An 18,193-nucleotide genomic window follows, 5' to 3' on the forward strand; every position below is an offset into this window, starting at 1 on the left:
TAAATTCCTATATTAACTATGCAAAGCGGGCTGTTTTCAGCATATTGACTTTCGTTTGACCTGATTGATTTAATGACGCCAGCATTCCGCTAAACATTTCCTCAAATTTCTCATAGTTTTGAGACATGGACTTCAGTAGATTTTTTAATAACTCATCCAACGCTTGAATGGTTTCACTGTTAAGCATCATGTCTGCAAGCATTTCTTTCATATCTCGAATTTGCCCCGCGGCATGCAAATTTAGCCCTCCGGTTGTTGCCGTATTCGCAACCATCAATGTCGCTCCAGCCCCCTTCATGCCCACTTCAAGGCGAGCCACTGCAACGCTTTGCGTTTTAGCCGTGTTTACGGCTTTATCTGAGGTTTTGGTGATATCCGTAATATTGTCTGCTTGGTCTGCCGCTTTATCGGCCGCTTTCACGGTGTCTTTTATGTCATCAGCTTTTCTCGCTACCTTAGTGGTAGTTTTTACTGCTTGCTGTAAGTCATCAATACTATCGGCCAACTTGTTAAATTTAGTGAGCACCACCATATTATCCGCCGATTTTCCTACCTTACCGGCTCCATTCGCGATATTACCTAAGGCATTCATTAAACTATTTGGCATCGATTTAATAATGCTTTTCAATAATGTTCCTGCGTTTTTAGCAAGCGCTTTTACTGAGTTACTGGCAATATTGCCGATGTTTTTCGCAAAAGATGACATAGAAGCTAATGAAAGCGCTAGAAATGCGATTGCCGCCAAAATCATTCCAACAATACTGCCAATTTGTTTCGCTTTTTCCTCTGAGACACCAAAAGTCATCAGCATGTCGGTAACAACACTAGAAATTTCAGCCGCTAGCATCTGCATAAGGCTACTTTGTCCCGTTTCTTCCAAAACGATATCAGCCACTGAGATAGCAATACCGATAGCAGCAACTGCAAGCGTTAGTGGTGCAGCGGCGCCAAAAGTCGCAACAGTGGCGACAACAGACACAGCAAGCATCACATAGCTAAAAATTTTACTCGCACAAGAGGCCGCTTTGTTCGCTTCATCAGCTTTACGCTGTGCTTCTTCCGCCTCTTTGGCTTTTTTATCTGAATCTTTGCGAGAAGCTTCATTGACTGTTGCCATCACGGCTTCTTGCTCTTTCATATTGCGAATCGAATCTTCATTCATCGCCTTTTTAAGTTGAGCGGTTAACATTGTAAGCAGTGCCAGCATGTTTTCCCATTTTTCACCATCAATCTCGACTCGTCGTGGCGCTGTTTCTACAAATTGATTGAGTTTTTTTGCATCCTCACCTGCACTTTTCGCATAATTACCAGCCGACTCAAGCAAGTTATCGATTTTGGTGCCTAAATTTGTAATTTTTGTATTTTCTGCCTTAATTTGCTGCTTAATTTTCTCTTGGTTTCCACCCTGCAAAGACTTGAGATTCGCTAAACGCTCTTTACTTTCGGCTCGCTCTTGTATTAAAGCATTAGCTTCGTTATTAAGTGCACTGGCCTTGTCCGTATTACTTGTAAAAGAACTTAATAAATCATTTCCTTTTTCTCGAAGTGTATTTGATTCTATATTTAACAATTGGAGGCGATTAGCCAGTTCACTAATATTCCCTTCATGTAATAACTGGCGTAATGCCGTAAGGCTACCAACAAGTACTGAAGCCGCATTAAACCCCTCTTCTTTTAGGAATAATTTTTCTTCTTTTGCCGCGGCTGCCTTGAACATAACGGATAAATTATTTTTAGGTGCAGGTAATTGCGGTGCGTTTTCAATACGGCTGCGCTTCATCTGCTCTGTTGACGTTAATTCTTCACACGCCATTTCTAAAGCTAATACCGACTTGATGCACTCATCCCCTAATCCAATAGGATTACTGCCTTGTAGAAATGTATGAATATTATTTATTCGTTCATTACTTGAATTGATAATTTGAACCATATAATTTCCTCTACGTTATATTAGGGGTTTTATTTTCTAAATTTGTCTTTTCTAATTTTTTTTCTAATGCGGCTAAATAAGCTTGAGATTTATTTTTTAAATCAATATCTGTACTGCTTTTTACAACGCTTTCAAAACAATGAATTGCGGCACTGCTTTTTTTCATCATTAAATTGCACTGTCCTGCATGGAATAGTGGGCGGTAATCATTTTTTGCCAATACAAATGCGAGAGCATATAATTCAGTTGCTTTGTCATACCGTTTCGTTAATTGATAGACAGCAGCAAGTCCCATCACATAATCTGTATTATAGAAATCATAAATACTTAAAAATCGGAAAAAAGTTTCTGCTTCTTTTAATTTACCTTGTTGATAGAATTCGTATGCATAGGAATAAATGCCATCCATTGTACTTTGTGGGATCCCGTGAATATCTTTATAAGTTGCACCATCCATTAGTGCAGTTGTAATATTGTCAAGTAATTCTTCCATATCAGATTGTTGAAAACTCTCTGTTTCCGCATTATTCATATATTTACCTTATTGTTGATATGTAATGCATAACATATACTTTATGCTTGCATCATAATTAACCGATTTGATTCTTTCTTTAAAAAAACGATTTAAGTAATAAACAAATTATTAAGCTCGCTATTATTTTTCGAATATGCCTCGTTCTCTGATATTTTTTCTAATGCTTTATCAATATCGACTCCCATTTTTACTAATTCTATACGGATTAACCATGATATTATTTGCATAACATCCTCTAGTCCTTTTTCATCGATAAAACTATCATTTTTATATGACCGCCATATTTGCCTTGCTAAAACGATATCCCTAATAACGGGAACACCTTGTTGTTCCGCGTATTTAATAATTGCTTTTGCTTGTGAGCCTTTACTTTTAGAGAATAAAAAGGGCAATGGTGCAATATTCGAATCATAATAAATAAGCAATGCAATATGCGTTGGGTTTGCCATTACAAATGTTGAATTACGAACATTTGATTTAACCTCTTCAGACAGTAATTCCTGATGCATTCCTCGACGTGCACTTTTGATATGAGGATCACCTTCATTATCTTTGTATTCCTTTTTAACCTCTTGCTTTTCCATTTTTAAGTTTTTAATATACAAAAAGAATTCAGCTATTGCATCAACCAAGATAATAATAAGAGCAACTGCAAGAAAGACGACAATAAATGTTACGCACAAACTAACCCATTGGCTAATCATCCCATTAATCATTGTTCGGTAGAGCATAAAAATATCTTTACGCCAAACAATAAAAAAGACTAATATTGATATAATAAAGACAATTAAATACAAAATCGCCTTAATTAACTCTTTCAATGAATTCAATGAAAATATTTTTTTAAATCCTGCAATTGGATTTAATTTAGTAAAATCAAGCTTTATTGCTTCACTGGCCAATCTAAATCGACTTTGTAATAAAGAAATAATTGTACCGGATAAAAAACAAGTAAATAGAACAGGTAATACAATACTTAAAAATATCGTGAAGAATTGCCAAAGTAGTGCATCAATTTTTATCTCCGTTGGGGATAAAAATATTTTTCGCATTAACCCACCCAGTTCATATAAACTAGATACGCCTTCAATAACAAATGCACTTACGACTAATACAATTGCCGCAACGCTATCTTTACTCTTAAAACTTTGCCCTTTTTTAGCTGAATCTCTAATTTTTTTATCAGTAGGTTTTTCTGTTTTTTCAGCCATATTTATTTATATCCATAAAATCAAGAAGAAAGGAATATGTCTCGCAGTGGTGAAATCGAAATCATATTGACTAATATCTCTGGGACCTCATTATGGAAATAAAGTAAAAAAACACAGAAAGCGATGATTGATTTTATTGCTAAAGATAATGAAAATGCATTTAATTGAGGGCAAAAACGGGAATATAGCCCTAAGGCAACCTCTGTAATAAATAATGTCACTAATATGGGTGCAGTTAAAACAACTCCATTGACTACCATTTTATTTAACCATTCCCCTAAAGGAAGGCTATTGAATGACGTAAATCCATGGGCAAAGGGTAATAACTGATAGCTCTGTGCGAATAGATTAGCAAGTTGATACATTCCATTTTGTGCTAAGAATATCATACACGTAATATGACTTAATAATACAGCAAGCTCCGAAGCCTCGGTTCCGCTCGCAGGGTCAACAATACTACTAATCGTCTCGCCACGCTGCGCATCAATTAATTCGCCAATAATATTGGCTATCATAAAAGGCAGCGCTAATATCAGTGCTAATACGAGTCCAATCGAAATTTCATAAATAAATACATCAACAAAATTAATTTCATCCCATTGTATTTCATAGGATGAAAAAAAAGGCCATAAACCTAATGCAATATAAGCCACCACACAGTTTTTAATAATCCCACCATTAAGTAATTTGTTACTTAAAAAAGGTAATAAAAACATCACTGGTGCAATTCTCAACCAAGCTAACGCTATTTTTATCAATCCTTCTTGAAAGATAAAATAGAGCGAGAACATCAGCGATAGTATTTCCTGATTCATCCGAATAACCCAATAGCAGGGATAGCAGCGCTTAAGGTTTCTAATGCGAAATTCATTACCTTATCGGATAACCAACCAGAGATCATAAAAAGTGAGCCAAAAACAGCTAATAATTTAATACCAAAAGGTAATGTTTGCTCTTGAAGTTGCGTGACAGTTTGTAGTAACCCTACCAACAATCCTACTGCAGTAGCCACTATTACTGGTATTGCAGATAATATAACGATTAATAGCATCGTTTTATTACTTAAATAAACGATTTGATCCATAGTATCATTCGCTTTAATGCTGTGCTAATTCAATGTATTGCATCACTAACCCCTTAGAAATCAGTGACCAGCCATCAATTGCAACAAATAGAATTAATTTAACAGGAATCGAAATTGTTACTGGGCTCATCATCATCATACCCAGTGCCAATAAAATGCTGGAAATAACTAAATCAACTACAACAAAAGGTAAATAAATATAAAAACCGATTTCAAAAGCTGATTTTATTTCGCTTAATGCATAAGCAGGTAATAAAGAAAATAATGTAGCTTTACCTTCATCGGCGGTTATTTCCTCTTCACTTCGACCTTGTTGTATTGATTCAAAGAACGTCACTAACTGTGGATCTGAATATTTTTTCAAATACGATTTATATCCCCCTAGCCCATTCTCAACAAAATTATCGATTGATTCGACATTACTAAAATCAACCTGTTCTTGTCGCATATGATTATTCACATCCTGTAAAACTGGCATCATAACGAAAATAGAAAGTAACAATGCAATACCATTTAATACCATGGTAGAAGGAACTTGTTGAACGCCCATCGCGTTGCGTACCATAATTAATACAATAGATATTTTTAAATAACAGGTGCCTGCAGCAATAACAAATGGCAATAATGTCGAGAATGCGATAATCGCTAATAATGGGATCCCATCAGGTATCGTTGGCATATTAAACTCTTTTATCACCCAAACTGACAACATGTGTGATTTCCAAACCTAACTCATCACTATTGCCAATATAAATAAGCTCCCCTTCTGCAATAAATTGCTTATTAGCATAGACTTTAACTTCACGTTCTTTATTTTCACCAATAGAATAAATATAACCAGGCTCCATCTTTGAAAGCTCATCGACCGTAATATCACTATGGCCTAAAACAAAGGTTAATTTAATATTCATTTCTTTTACATTAAAGGGGCGTACAATTTCTTGCATTTCATCTTCTTCAGGAAATACGAATTCCTCTTCACTCTCTGGCGCCACTAATTCTTCAATCATAAGTAGTCCTTCATCTTGCTTTTGAAATCGAGCTAATACCTGTCCTGCCACAGATATATTTAACTGTAATTGTTGGATACTCAGCACATCACGTAATTCTATAGTTTGCAAAAGTTTGGCACTAATATAGCTATACCCTAATATCCAATCCGCTCGCAGTTTTAAATGGTCGAATATCTGATTAGTTCCCTGCTTTTTTTCGAGGCTTTCTATTGGTTCTGCTAATAATACTTCCCCGAGGCTAGCTTCTTTAACAATTAGCCATGGCTGGTAATTAATACGCATATCATCAACTATCTCGACAGATTCACAACGGAAATTCTGGGAGAAAAATGTAATTCCAATATATTCAGAAGCAAACAATTCACATAGCTGGCTGTTTGATAATGAACTCCATGCATAATGAACCAGTTCAGGCCAACGATAATGACACCAACTTTCAACAACAACGAATGCATTTATTTTCTGTGTTTCACTCACTAGTGATAATTGAAAATAACCAATACTGCGGTTAGCTAGCTTTATTTGTGGATTAACTAAATAATATTGCTGCCAAATTTTCAGTTGTTTTTCTTGAGAGCTGATCCGTCGAATCTTCAACATAATTAATCTTCTTCTTGCTGTTGGTCATGCTGCTGTCGGTTTCGATGTTGCTGACGTTCATCTTCACGTCGAATATGCACACTCGTTTCATGAGCCAATAAATGCTTATTCTCATTTAATGCCAATTGAACTTCTGGACTCGCTGTTGAGGCAACGAACTCTCCTTTAGAGGCCAATTCAAACGTCACTGATGGGCTACTTTGCCACTGGTTAAAGGTATAAGTGAAACTACGTTCTGCAGTTTTCGGCTGTTGGTTTTCACCTAAAAATGGGGGGGTTTCCACTAGCTCTGGCATTTTGTGCATCTCTGGCTTTTGCTGTGTGGCTTGTAGTGGCGCAGACACCCGCATAACCTCATTCGCAGTCGTTGCTATCATATTGCTAGGTGGGCTCATATCTTCTGCAGGTGAGATTTGTGCAGAAATTGTCGTCTCTTGCACTTTATCAGGGAAATTATTCGTCTCATTTTCAGATAATAAAATACTTTTATTATCATGTAGATAAGAATTTTTCAGTGAGGTAACTGGCTGTGTAGGTGGCTCATTTTTTGTCAAAGCAAGTTCAAGCTGCCCAACAACATGATGATGGGTGTTCTCTTTAATACCTTGATAGGTGCTCTCTTTAATACCTTGATGAGTGTTCTCTTTAATACCTTGATTAGTGCCCTGTTGGTCATGCATATGATGGGTAGCTAACTGCATTCCCAGAAGAGAAGGGGTATTTTTTGGTGAGTCATCTTTTGCTAGGTTGTTTTTTCGTGGATATGTATTTAACAAAATGGTATCGAGTGAATCAATGTGTCGAGTCTTAACTGGCTTGGGTTGTTGTCCAACTATTTTCCGTTGGATAACGGGTTCAAGCTCTGCTTTTACTGAAGATCTAATATACTGTTGCCCAGTTTTAATCTCTGGTTTTAACTCTTTTGATATCGGTTCTAAAGTACTCTTTAGCGCTAACTTCACCAACGGAGCTTCCATACTGAGCTGATTCTTCTCACTTAATTGCGGTTTATTTTCCCCGTATGGAACTGAATTATCGTTAGCTTTTCCCCTTACTCGCTGTGGGATATTCGGTAATGGAAAGCTGGTCATCATAGAGTTGAACAACGGGATCTCATCTTCGTCAGCAATATTTTGTTCAACGTGAATAACCGGACTCTCTGACAGATTATTATCAACGATCGGTTTATTTAGTATATCGACTAGGTCAGCGGCTGGGGTGCTAATAATAAAGTTAGTATTCTCATTATTCTCAATTAATTCAGGGACGGTTTCGACTTTCCCAGTAGTCGTCAAATCAGCCAATAGATTCATATCTGGCTGATTACCCACCATCAATTTATTCGTAATATTGACCTGATGAGTCTTTGGTAAGTTATCCTGAAAATGATGAACAACAGGTATACAACTTTCCGTAAATATATAATTATTTATTAGCGGCTCAATCGCTTTGGCCTTTAATTCTTTATTTTCCCCGGCTATTTGGATACCTTCACCAATATATACATTTTCTTTCCATGTAATAAACCCCTTCGCTAAGTCGCTCAATTGCGATATTTTTTGCATAAAAGGAAGGGATGCGGATAGAAAAGCAGATATATCCTTTGGCTGACTTTTATTTTTATGGCCGAATAGATGCATCATATTTTTGTCATTCACTACTTTTGCCATTTCTGGAGTTATATTTTGGTGGCTAAATTCAGTGGTGTTATATGTTGATGATATTGCTTCTCTGTCGATAGCTACACAGGGTACTTTTTCATTTGAGCTCATTTTTATTGCTGACATGTACGAATAACTCCTCAATTTCATTTTGTTGCTGCAGCTCTGATTTTAACCTTCTGGCTATACGTTGTTGCTTGAGATAATTTCGGAATTTCTCGCACTTATTACGTAATATGAATATTCGTTTAGCAATTTCAGACTGTAGTATTTTATTTTTTGATATTTCGGTTGCTAGAGTTTCTATTTGAAATTCAAGTTGAGCTATTTCCGCTAGAACCGCTGCCTTTAATCGTTGCCTTTCCCAAAAAGCAGTTCGGCTTAATTCTTCTGATTTTTCATAAGATGCAGTTTGTGTTGATAGAACTAAAATACGCTGGCGAATATCCCTGCATTGCTGTTGCTGTTGCTTTATTATTGAATTTAATTGCGATTGTTCTTGTAATGTCCGGTCAAAACGTCTCTCAGTTAAAGCCAACAAGTTAGAAATCATTAAGATGCCAATTCATTGAGATTGCTTAATATATTGTCGAAACTCATTGGCTCATCCATGGCTTGTTTTAAGAAAGCTTCAATTTGCTCTTTTTTATCTAAAGCTCGATCATTTTCATGGCTTTCACCATGTTGATATTCACCGAGTTCAAGGTAAAGCTGAATTTGTTCAAGCCTTGAGATCATGTCACGTAGATCAATTGCGCACCGGCGATGCTCTGGAGTCGTTACCTTTTGGAATACGCGGCTAATACTGTGTAAGATATCAATCGCTGGGTAATGCCCACGTCCCGCTAATTTGTGGCTTAAATAAATATGACCATCTAGAATGGAGCGAATCTCATCGCCAATCGGGTCAGCTTCTTCTTCACTTTCTAATAACACCGTATAAAAAGCAGTAATCGAGCCATGCTTCAATTGCCCTGGACGCTCCAACAACATAGGAAGCTGTTCAAAAACAGAGGCAGGATAACCGCGTCTAGCTGGCAGTTCTCCGGTAGCTAAAGCCACATCTCGCAACGCTCTCGCATATCGGGTCATGGAATCAACGTACAGCAATACATTACGACCACAGTCACGAAAATATTCAGCAATCGTAGTCGCAAGCAACGCAGCATTACACCGCTCAATCGGTGGGCTGTCTGAAGTTGCATAAATTAATATCGTCTGTGCCGCATGAGGCGACTCTTTCAACTCCTCAATAAATTCAATAACTTCTCGGCCTCGCTCACCGATTAAAGCAACGACATGAATATCCGCATGAGCGTGGTTGATGATCATGTTCATTAATGAAGTTTTACCACTACCTGCGGCGGCAAAAATACCAATACGCTGCCCTAAGCCACATGTTAGTAGGCTATCAATTGCACGTACCCCTGTGACCATCGGCTCAGAAACCGGCCGCCTTTGTGTCACGCTCACCGGAGGGCTATCAATACGTAATAATTTTGTATTGAGCAACATTGGCTCAGCAAGGTCTTCACTCAACGCACCAACTTGTTCTCCTGCCGCATTAAAAATTTTACCCGCTAAATATTCGCCAACTTCAAATACAAATGGGTAGCCACTCGGGCGAATAACCACTTCTCGCGTTAAACCTTGTGTGCGACCTATTAAACTCAATACCGTGAGCCCTTCTTTAAAACCAACAACTTGCGCTTTCGCAATAATGTCGGGCTGCATAAGAGAACGCTCAATAAAACAAATTTCACCGATAAAAACACCATGTAAAGGTGCTTCTATTAGGCATCCATGAATGCGCGCAGGATGCGCGCAGATATCGAATAACTTCATAATGGGTTACGATAGCTGAGCACTAAGCTCATTTGCACGCTCAAAGAACTCTTCAAAGCTATTTGCAAATAATTGCATATCATTTAACGCTGATTCTTTTAAAACTGCAGAAAGAACATAGGCATTATCCACAAGATTTAATGCCGGTTGCCCTGGATAAAAATTACTTGGCGGGTATTCTAATAATGTTTTCAGTAAAGGAGCACTAACTAAATCTAAATGACTGTAATTGCAATCTACTAATTGACTCCAAATGATAATATCATTCGTTGATAAATCGATATTAATCGCAGAGAACTCATTCATTTCAAATTGAATATTAGAATGACAATCTAGCTGATAGTTAACTAGATCACTACGCCCCATAGAATTTAAATACTCATTTAACATTTCTATAAATCTATATTTCATTGGTATTCCTTATATTTTAAATATATTTTATATCATCCAACATTTTTAATTATATTGAATTCAGTCGCTTTATTTGTTAATAAAGCCAATTTTTTGATTATATGGTTTTAACCACATTAACCTTCACCATTTCAGAAACTTCATTAAAAGAAAGCACTTCTAGCTCTGGAAAGCGGCCTTCTAAGATTTTTTTGACAAAACGACGAATATCAACTGGTACTAAAACATTCACATCCCTAACTGACAAATAACTATTTTCTAAAGCAAGTTCTGCAGCCTGTATCAACTCATTGGTTTTTTCAGGTTCAAGATGTAAGTACACTCCACCGGAAGCCTGCCTAATCCCTTGACGTATCGTGTCTTCTAGCCCTGAGTTAATCATGAGGACATTCAAACGCCCATCCACAGAGAAACAGGATGAAATATAACGTGCCATTGAACTTCTTACGTGCTCAACTAACATTAAACTATCTTTTTCTTTTGGCACCCACTGCACTAAGGTTTCAATAATCAATTTCATATTACGAACTGAAATCTTTTCCATTAATAAACGTTGAAAAACTTCAGTAACTTTTTGTACTGTCGTATGTCTATAACACTCTTTTAATAATTCAGGGTATTTTCTTTCAAGGTCATCGAGTAAGTTTTTCGTTTCTTGAATACCAAAAAATTCATTAATAAATCGCAGTAATAAGGTGCTGGCACAATCAATCGCTTCTGTTACATCATCACGAACCATTAAACCGAGTTGTTCAATATTAGATAAGTCATTTTTCTCAAACCACGTGCTCACTGAGCCATATTCATCCGTAAACTTTGTCAATGCCATACCTAAATATTCAGGTTCATCATTAACAGTCAGTAAGCGATACCCATGAAAATAGATATCATATTCCCCTGCTTTAATTTCATTAATGAGTATCACCATTTTATTTTCAGGAATAATCGGTGAGTAATTGACAGCAATATCTGGGATCCTATATCCATATCGAATAAAAATATCTTTTTTCATTCTAGACAAAAATCTATTATCTTCTAAATGTTCTTTATATTTCTGGTTAACAGATATGATAATCGGTAATGTTTCTGGAATATATTCTTCTTCAATATCACTGATTTCTCTTTGTGTTTCACCTTCCGTCACATCTGAATTAATCGTTTCTGCTTCACCTTTAACTATTTTTTGCTTGTTTTTTTGTTTTTTAAAATATCGGAAAGAAAATAATCCAATAAGAAGCCCTGATAACAGTAAAAATATAATCGTCGGAAAACCAGGTAAAAACCCCATTGAAAGTACAATTAATGCTGTGATTAATATCGTAAAGTCATTTGCAAATAATTCCGAAACAATGTTTTCACCTAAGTTCTTATCATTACCGCCTACTCGAGTGACAATAAAACCCGCACTGATAGAAATGAGTAGTGCAGGGATTTGGGCAACTAAACCATCACCAATCGTTAATAAAGAAAACGTATTTAGTGCAGTTGAAACATCCATTCCCTGTTGAGCTGTGCCAACAGATATTCCGCCAATTAAGTTAACAAAAATGATGACAATACCCGCTATCGCATCCCCTTTAATAAATTTCATCGCACCATCAAAAGACCCAAATAACTGGCTCTCTTTTTCAAGGTCGCCACGCTTCTCTTTAACTGTCGCCTCATCAATCACACCCGCACGTAGATCAGCATCGATACTCATTTGTTTGCCCGGCATCGCATCAAGGGAAAAGCGTGCAGCCACTTCAGCAATACGTTCAGAACCTTTAGTGATGACAATAAACTGTACAATGGTAACTATCGCAAATACCACCATACCAACGACTAGGTTATCTTGAATAACAAATTCACCAAACGTTGCGATAATATCCCCTGCATCTGCTTCTAATAAAATTAGACGACTAGTACTAATTGATAAAGCAAGTCGAAATAACGTACTAATTAGCAAGATAGATGGAAATGACTGAAAATTAAGTACCCGAGTAATATAAAAAGAGCTCATAAAAATAAGTACTGAGATCATAATATTTAAGCCAATCAATAAATCGACCAATATTGTAGGTAATGGAATAATCAACATCGCAATAACCATAACCATGATAACTAATACCATTAGCTCTGGGCGATTACGGATTTGTAATAAAAATCCAGTTATATTTTTCATGAAATTACTTTTCCTATCAAACTACGAATGTCGGTGTAAAAACGGCTCTTTCACCATAACTTGGTCCATGAGTTTCTTTAATTGATCAATGAGTTCCTCTCGTGCTTCCAATGAAGGAAATACAGTAACTGGAATGATAGAAAACGCCAGTAAGAGTAATTGTAAAAATTGGCCTCGAATATCGGAGCTCATTATGTTCAATATGTTATTAATAAAAGTGATGACCACTTCTTCAAAGCCAACGTGATTACGTATACCTCGGGTAAATAATTGGCTTAACTCTTTTTCAAGCTTTGATTGATTTGATTTTCCATTGTGACGAAAAAACCCGGATTGAAAGAATTGCTGACAAAATACATAGTCTAATGATTGCAATTCTCGGAGCCGGCCAACACGGCTAAAAAAACTACCGAACGCAGTGATATTTAGATCGCCTAATGGCAACGCCTGTAAATCACAAGCAAGCGCCCGACCAAGATAACGCATCATATTTTCACGCTCTTGGATTTCCATTTCCTCAACCCATTGCTCATATAAATAAACAATCGGCCCGTCATAACTAATAAATTCACGATATAATGTACGTAAATTCCCAGCACTGAAATGTAATTTTTTTGCAAATGCCTTTGCAATGAGTGCAACATTAATGCCTGCTTGAGCGCTCCGTTCAGTGTCTTCTGCTTGCAGTAATTCCGCTAAAGCTTCAAGGTTATCAATTTGTTCTTTTTTTAATTTTTTTCGATTAAGTAATGCTGCAAGAAGCATTAATAAGTCACTAGGGTCAGTAAAAAATTGCAATAAAAATTCTCGTAACTGTTTCGGGGTCATTAACTGCTTATTAAGTAACCCTTCTATATGTAACACTTTATCATCAGCATCTTTATCTAAAATGCGTTCAGAAAATTGCAACCAGTCTTCTTCGCTGCCCTTTTTAGAACTTCCTCGGCGCACATGACTTACCGCTAGCATCGACATCGATGCATATTCACTAGAGCTATCAATGACACCTGCGCCACGAGCAACTTCATCGGAATCGTCACTACTGCTACTCACTGGTGCACGGCTTTTGTTTTGAGTATTAACCGAGAAGCGGGTATTAAAGCTCAGTGGTGTTATTGCCATGACTCACTCATGTATTGTTGAAGAAATTGAACCGTACCATGCAACTGACTGTCATGGTTGGTGATCCGCGTTTTTTCGGAAAATTGTCGCCCATCCCACCCTTCATTTTCATCCAATAAACGCGGTTGGATTAAAAATAAACGCACCATCTTTTGCTGATTCATAGATGAATGGCTAAATAACCCTCCCACATAAGGAAGATCACCTAAAAAAGGAATTTTGCTTTCATTTTCAACATATTGTTCACGCGTATACCCACCAATAAGCAAACTACTGTCTTTTGCAATACGCGCAACAGTGTTAATACTGGTTCGATTAACTGCAGGTAATCCTTCTACGCTAGATGTTTTACCCATGCTATCGCGGTTTTCTGCACCATCTTCAATATTGACTTCCATTTCAACGTTATTACCTGCGGAAATACGCGGCATCACACTCACCATGGTGCCATATGTGACTTGCTCAAGAGTCGCAATACGTTCACCTTGTAATTTGGCGTAAAAACTAGTGTTGTTATCAAATAAAGCGGGAATGTTTTCTTGGGTTAATAGCACTGGCCGAGAAACTATGTGCCCATTACCCGTCTTATTCAATGCATCAATCTGTAATAGAAATTGCTGGCTGTTCGATAATGTACTGCGATTAAAAGATACTGAGCCCGTTCCCGTATTAAATGTGCCAACTTCCCAATTGACACCTAAATTATCTAATTCAGAACGAGTAATATCGATAATCCATAATGACAGCTCCACTTGGCGACGACGCATATCCAATGTATTCACAAGTTGACGAACATAACGAATTTGCTCTTGGCTGCCTTTAACAATCAAACTATTACTGTCAGGATGCGCCACTAGAGAAAAAGCACTGTTAGAAGGCTTTCTTGTTACCAACTGGGGCTTATTCGTAGAAGATGATGAGTCCCCAATTGGCGCATCCATTAATTCATCGATTGAATCTCCTGTTGAGTTAATCGCTACAGATGGAGGCTGAATAATTAACGTTTCATCGATTGTGGTGCCATTTTTAAATAAGTTATTAATGACATTCAGCAAACCAGGGATTGTGATATTTTGTCCGCGTAATGAATAACTTCTATCTGTTACTGAGGCGTGTTTTAACGGAATAACCGCAACTTCACCGCTGGATAATTCCTCTTTCCTAATTTGTTCTGCAAGGTATAAAGAAGCCGCTTTAATTAATTCAATATATAGAGGCGGACCAGAGACAAATAATAGTCTTTCCCCCTCTTGTGAACGTACCGGGAAACGTGAATCATAGATGCCATTTCGTTGAATATAATTAAGTAGCTGGTTGCTACTGACATTATTCGTGGGAATAATTTCGCTACGCATTTCACTATTATCATAAACATAAATACTTGCACCATCGTCATACCACACTAGCGCAATTCGTCGAGATAATGCTTTAAACATTTCATCTGCATGGGCCAAATTAAAATTACCGGTTACTTTTTTTTGAGCAGCTAATTTACTGAGAATAATTGGTTTATTTAGACGCTCTGCGACCGCATCAAACACCTTACCCACCGCAATATTATTTGCGACGAATGTATCGTGGTTTTTTGACTGCGTAACGGGCTCTGCAACAATAATTTCTGCTTGCGCCGAATAAAAACTCATATTCAGTAAAAAGAGTGTTAACCCAAACACTCGATTTTTTTTACTGCTCATATAGTGTTGCTCCAATATGCCTAATTTCTGATGGCGTTAGGCCTAACTCTTTTTTAATATCATTAGTAAAATGAGATGCTGAACAATAACCCGCTTCCAGACCTACATCTAATATTGAATCATCACTTTCAATTAGCTGTAGAATGGCATTAGCCATACGCACACTCATAATTTTTCGTTTTGCCGTTTTATTAAAGTTTTCTCGATAAAGCTGCCTAAAATAAGAAGCTGATATACCATAACGTGCACATAGCTGATTAATATTGGCATTCTTATCATTTTGAGCAGAAGTAAGAATAAATCGCATCATACCGTAGGCTTCATATCGCCTTAATATTTCACACCAGCTATCAAATATAGGATGATTTCTAATAATTAAATCAATCACTATATTTTTAATCGAAATAGTTAATGGGAATTTTTCAACCAATACAATAAATTCGCTTTGACTATTTTCATCGATATTTTTTTTCTCTTTTTTAGCGAGAAATGCTTGCCCTGTCGCGGTGTCAATAACTGCTAAAATTTCAACTAATTCTGATAAATCCATTGAATATAAATTCCAGTTTGATTTATCTATCAACTCCCATTCATTTTCTTGGCAAATAAATATAGCCTGACTTTCTATCGAAATATTTAAATTTGAATATAGAGATTTATAAGAAAAAGGCGTTAAATTCTTATTAGGTATAGCCAAGACCAATTTATCCTGCAAAGAAAAGCAACAGCCCCTACTTTCTAATAATGTAGCAATATCTTTGTTTGACATTTTATAGGCCTTATTAACGTAATTTAGTGTATACAGAATGAGCGATAGATGAAAAATCCTCAAGGGAATACTCTGGAATCCTTCACACTTTCCATTCCAAATTAAAAGTAAAAATGAATAAGAACAATTCAACTGACAAAAAAAATATTTCTTGTTTTACTTTCAGCCAATAACGAGACCCAATAATACATAACTAAAATGAAATTAATTCCATGAGATTATTTTTATGAGTAACACAAATAGCCAAACATGCATAATAAAAATTGCTAGTGGCCCAATGACTGGCCAAGAATTAATGGTTAATACAGATAATAATCTTATTATCATTGGTGACGGCTTAGATTACAAAACTGACATCAATGATGATGGGTTTACAACTTACCAGATCCCTAGTAATGGTATTGCATGTGAGTTTTCAATTATTTCGGCAAGTCCATCAACTGAAAGTGGTTTGGCAATTCGACTAAATGATAGTGGACTAAGTACTGAAATTCCTATCGTTCTTCAGCAATTGCTTTTGGCTGATATATTTCCTATCGCAATAAAAATGCAAGATACTGATTGGCAAAGCGCCCAAACGTTTGAAGACGCATTGAGCTCGGAAATGGAAAACCCGTTACCTGCCTTTAAAGCTAAAATAAAAAAGTCAACCAAGGAAAAACCAAGTATTTTTAATAAACAAACTATGCTGGTCTTTTTCTTTACTTTATTTTCAATATTTATTACTTACGTTACTTTCCAGTATATTCCAGAACAAAGTGCTGAGAAAAAAGTAAAAACACTAGAGCACATACTTCAAGGCAACCACGACCCTATTACTGTAACTCAAAGTGCAAATGACGAAAGCCTCATTTTAGTTAAAACCCAAAGAGATGCCGACTGGAGTATGCAACGCCTAGTCAAAGCTAAATATAATGAAAAATTTTCAATTAAAATAATAAATAAACTCGAAAATGAAATTGAAAATAAGATTATTGACGTATTTCCAGACACATTAAAGATAGAGCTTAGTAACTCATGTAACCCCAAAATAACGGCGATAGATGACAAAATATCCATTAATGAAAAAAACAAAATAGATAAAATATTATCTAGCTATTTCAGTTGTTATATTTCGAGTGAAATAAAAAAAGTTAATTTTGGTGAGTTATTACAAAAAGCAGAGCTAGGATTGACAGAAAGTAATGTTCAATGGCGTAAAATTACTAAAGGTAATAAAGTCATATTTATAATAAAAGACAGCTTAAATGACGACCAGACGGCTTCACTGATTAATTTTACAAATTCATTTTACAAACAATGGGGAGAAAACCACATTCAATTTTCTATTTCCCTTGCAAATAACAAGCTTGAAGGAAAATCATTTGTCACCAATGCAAATGGTTATATTCTATTAGGTAATAATCATTGGTTTTTTAATTCAATCAGTTTTTAACTTAACAGATATTTAATTAATACGGTTTTAAATAAAGAGGAAAAAAATGGCAAACTCAAATACAGATGTTATATCAGGTTTAGATGCTAATGGTCGTTGGGGAAGCTCTAAATTAGAAACCGAGGGAACAGGTCAAAATGATCTGGGTATGATCTATCGTACCTCGGCAAGTATTAGTGCTAAAGCTACAAAATTTGGCGATGAATTAAACACCTTACTTGCTAGCGCCAATTTAGAAGTCGATAACCCACTAGTGTTGGCAAAAATCACCGCTATGAGTGGTAACTATAATATGGCACGCCAATTGCAGAGTAATTTTATGAAATCCATTAAAGATACTGACCAAGCCATTATTCGTAACGTTTAATTTTAAAGAGCATTATTAATTATAATGCTCTATTTTATTTAGGATAATTATTTATGTTAGCTATTACACCACATTTACTACTCACTGCCCCAACAGAGACCACATCAGTTCTCTCACCATCTCTTCCGATTGAAGACAAGGTCAAAAAGCTATTTGCTGAATACACAGCAACCGTCAGTCAAGAACGGAAAGCCTTAACTGAGAATGTCAATAATATTGACCCAAGTAACCCAACCCAACTACTGCAATTTCAAAATCGTGTCGGCAATTATAGCCTGACAATGAATATGATTAGCACATTGACACATAAAAGCGTCTCTGCAATTGATGCCGTCTTAAAAGCACAGTAAAC

The 18,193-nt window shown here is 36.3% G+C and carries 18 protein-coding genes; 3 read left to right on the forward strand and 15 right to left on the reverse strand.

Annotated elements, in window-relative coordinates:
- Positions 1 to 16: 16 nt before the first annotated feature.
- The 15 genes from sctE to PSF31_RS11180 all read right to left on the reverse strand — a co-directional run bounded on the left by sctE (position 17) and on the right by PSF31_RS11180 (position 16,039).
- Positions 17 to 1,930 (reverse strand): type III secretion system translocon subunit SctE, encoded by a 1,914-nt coding sequence (gene sctE / locus PSF31_RS11110; protein ID WP_096863507.1) that lies wholly within the window; start codon positions 1,928 to 1,930, stop codon positions 17 to 19.
- Between the two features lie 10 nt (positions 1,931 to 1,940).
- The gene (gene sicA, locus PSF31_RS11115) at positions 1,941 to 2,462 is read right to left on the reverse strand and encodes a type III secretion system translocator chaperone SicA (protein WP_096863506.1); all 522 of its coding nucleotides are present in this window, start codon (positions 2,460 to 2,462) and stop codon (positions 1,941 to 1,943) included.
- Between the two features lie 92 nt (positions 2,463 to 2,554).
- A complete protein-coding gene (locus PSF31_RS11120) occupies positions 2,555 to 3,676 on the reverse strand; it encodes an EscU/YscU/HrcU family type III secretion system export apparatus switch protein (protein ID WP_004262995.1) in 1,122 nt (373 codons plus the stop codon).
- A gap of 20 nt (positions 3,677 to 3,696) precedes the next feature.
- Complete coding sequence (gene sctT / locus PSF31_RS11125; RefSeq protein WP_164561251.1) at positions 3,697 to 4,491, reverse strand: type III secretion system export apparatus subunit SctT; 795 nt, start codon at positions 4,489 to 4,491, stop codon at positions 3,697 to 3,699.
- A complete protein-coding gene (sctS, locus tag PSF31_RS11130) occupies positions 4,488 to 4,760 on the reverse strand; it encodes a type III secretion system export apparatus subunit SctS (RefSeq protein ID WP_004262998.1) in 273 nt (90 codons plus the stop codon). The genes sctT and sctS overlap by 4 nt, the downstream gene beginning before the upstream one ends.
- Positions 4,761 to 4,773: 13 nt before the next feature.
- Positions 4,774 to 5,430: an EscR/YscR/HrcR family type III secretion system export apparatus protein gene (locus tag PSF31_RS11135; RefSeq protein WP_172767530.1), complete on the reverse strand. Its 657-nt coding sequence runs from the start codon at positions 5,428 to 5,430 to the stop codon at positions 4,774 to 4,776.
- Between the two features lie 10 nt (positions 5,431 to 5,440).
- Positions 5,441 to 6,373 carry a FliM/FliN family flagellar motor switch protein gene (locus PSF31_RS11140; RefSeq protein WP_004263014.1) on the reverse strand — a complete coding sequence of 311 codons (933 nt, stop codon included), beginning with the start codon at positions 6,371 to 6,373 and terminating at the stop codon, positions 5,441 to 5,443.
- A 2-nt stretch (positions 6,374 to 6,375) separates the two neighbouring features.
- Positions 6,376 to 8,160 (reverse strand): SpaN/EivJ family type III secretion system needle length determinant, encoded by a 1,785-nt coding sequence (locus tag PSF31_RS11145; RefSeq protein WP_096863505.1) that lies wholly within the window; start codon positions 8,158 to 8,160, stop codon positions 6,376 to 6,378.
- On the reverse strand, positions 8,132 to 8,587 hold the full coding sequence (locus tag PSF31_RS11150) for a hypothetical protein (protein WP_096863504.1): 456 nt from the start codon (positions 8,585 to 8,587) through the stop codon (positions 8,132 to 8,134). Before PSF31_RS11150 ends, PSF31_RS11145 begins: the two co-directional genes overlap by 29 nt.
- Complete coding sequence (sctN, locus tag PSF31_RS11155) at positions 8,587 to 9,879, reverse strand: type III secretion system ATPase SctN (protein ID WP_096863503.1); 1,293 nt, start codon at positions 9,877 to 9,879, stop codon at positions 8,587 to 8,589. The genes PSF31_RS11150 and sctN overlap by 1 nt, the downstream gene beginning before the upstream one ends.
- A gap of 6 nt (positions 9,880 to 9,885) precedes the next feature.
- Positions 9,886 to 10,290: a type III secretion system protein gene (locus PSF31_RS11160; RefSeq protein ID WP_096863502.1), complete on the reverse strand. Its 405-nt coding sequence runs from the start codon at positions 10,288 to 10,290 to the stop codon at positions 9,886 to 9,888.
- Positions 10,291 to 10,387: 97 nt separating this feature from the next.
- Positions 10,388 to 12,454 carry an EscV/YscV/HrcV family type III secretion system export apparatus protein gene (locus tag PSF31_RS11165; RefSeq protein WP_164561252.1) on the reverse strand — a complete coding sequence of 689 codons (2,067 nt, stop codon included), beginning with the start codon at positions 12,452 to 12,454 and terminating at the stop codon, positions 10,388 to 10,390.
- Positions 12,455 to 12,475: 21 nt separating this feature from the next.
- A complete protein-coding gene (sctW, locus tag PSF31_RS11170) occupies positions 12,476 to 13,576 on the reverse strand; it encodes a type III secretion system gatekeeper subunit SctW (protein WP_096863501.1) in 1,101 nt (366 codons plus the stop codon).
- Positions 13,567 to 15,270 (reverse strand): type III secretion system outer membrane ring subunit SctC, encoded by a 1,704-nt coding sequence (sctC, locus tag PSF31_RS11175; RefSeq protein ID WP_164561253.1) that lies wholly within the window; start codon positions 15,268 to 15,270, stop codon positions 13,567 to 13,569. Before sctC ends, sctW begins: the two co-directional genes overlap by 10 nt.
- Positions 15,260 to 16,039, reverse strand: a complete 780-nt coding sequence (locus PSF31_RS11180; RefSeq protein WP_164561254.1) for a helix-turn-helix domain-containing protein — start codon at positions 16,037 to 16,039, stop codon at positions 15,260 to 15,262. The genes sctC and PSF31_RS11180 overlap by 11 nt, the downstream gene beginning before the upstream one ends.
- Before the next feature lie 226 nt (positions 16,040 to 16,265).
- Between PSF31_RS11180 and PSF31_RS11185 the strand changes: the two genes are divergently transcribed.
- Genes PSF31_RS11185 through sctI form a run of 3 tightly spaced genes read left to right on the forward strand, consistent with a single transcriptional unit; the run spans position 16,266 to position 18,191 of the window.
- Positions 16,266 to 17,474: a PrgH/EprH family type III secretion apparatus protein gene (locus PSF31_RS11185; protein WP_164561255.1), complete on the forward strand. Its 1,209-nt coding sequence runs from the start codon at positions 16,266 to 16,268 to the stop codon at positions 17,472 to 17,474.
- 46 nt (positions 17,475 to 17,520) lie between these two features.
- Entirely contained in the window at positions 17,521 to 17,841 is a 321-nt protein-coding gene (locus tag PSF31_RS11190) for an EscF/YscF/HrpA family type III secretion system needle major subunit (protein ID WP_096863500.1), read from the forward strand.
- 53 nt (positions 17,842 to 17,894) lie between these two features.
- A complete protein-coding gene (sctI, locus tag PSF31_RS11195) occupies positions 17,895 to 18,191 on the forward strand; it encodes a type III secretion system inner rod subunit SctI (protein ID WP_004263051.1) in 297 nt (98 codons plus the stop codon).
- Positions 18,192 to 18,193 lie beyond the last annotated feature (2 nt).

The organism is Providencia sp. PROV156 (assembly GCF_028480905.1).
In the GTDB taxonomy this organism is placed as follows: Bacteria; Pseudomonadota; Gammaproteobacteria; order Enterobacterales; family Enterobacteriaceae; genus Providencia; species Providencia hangzhouensis.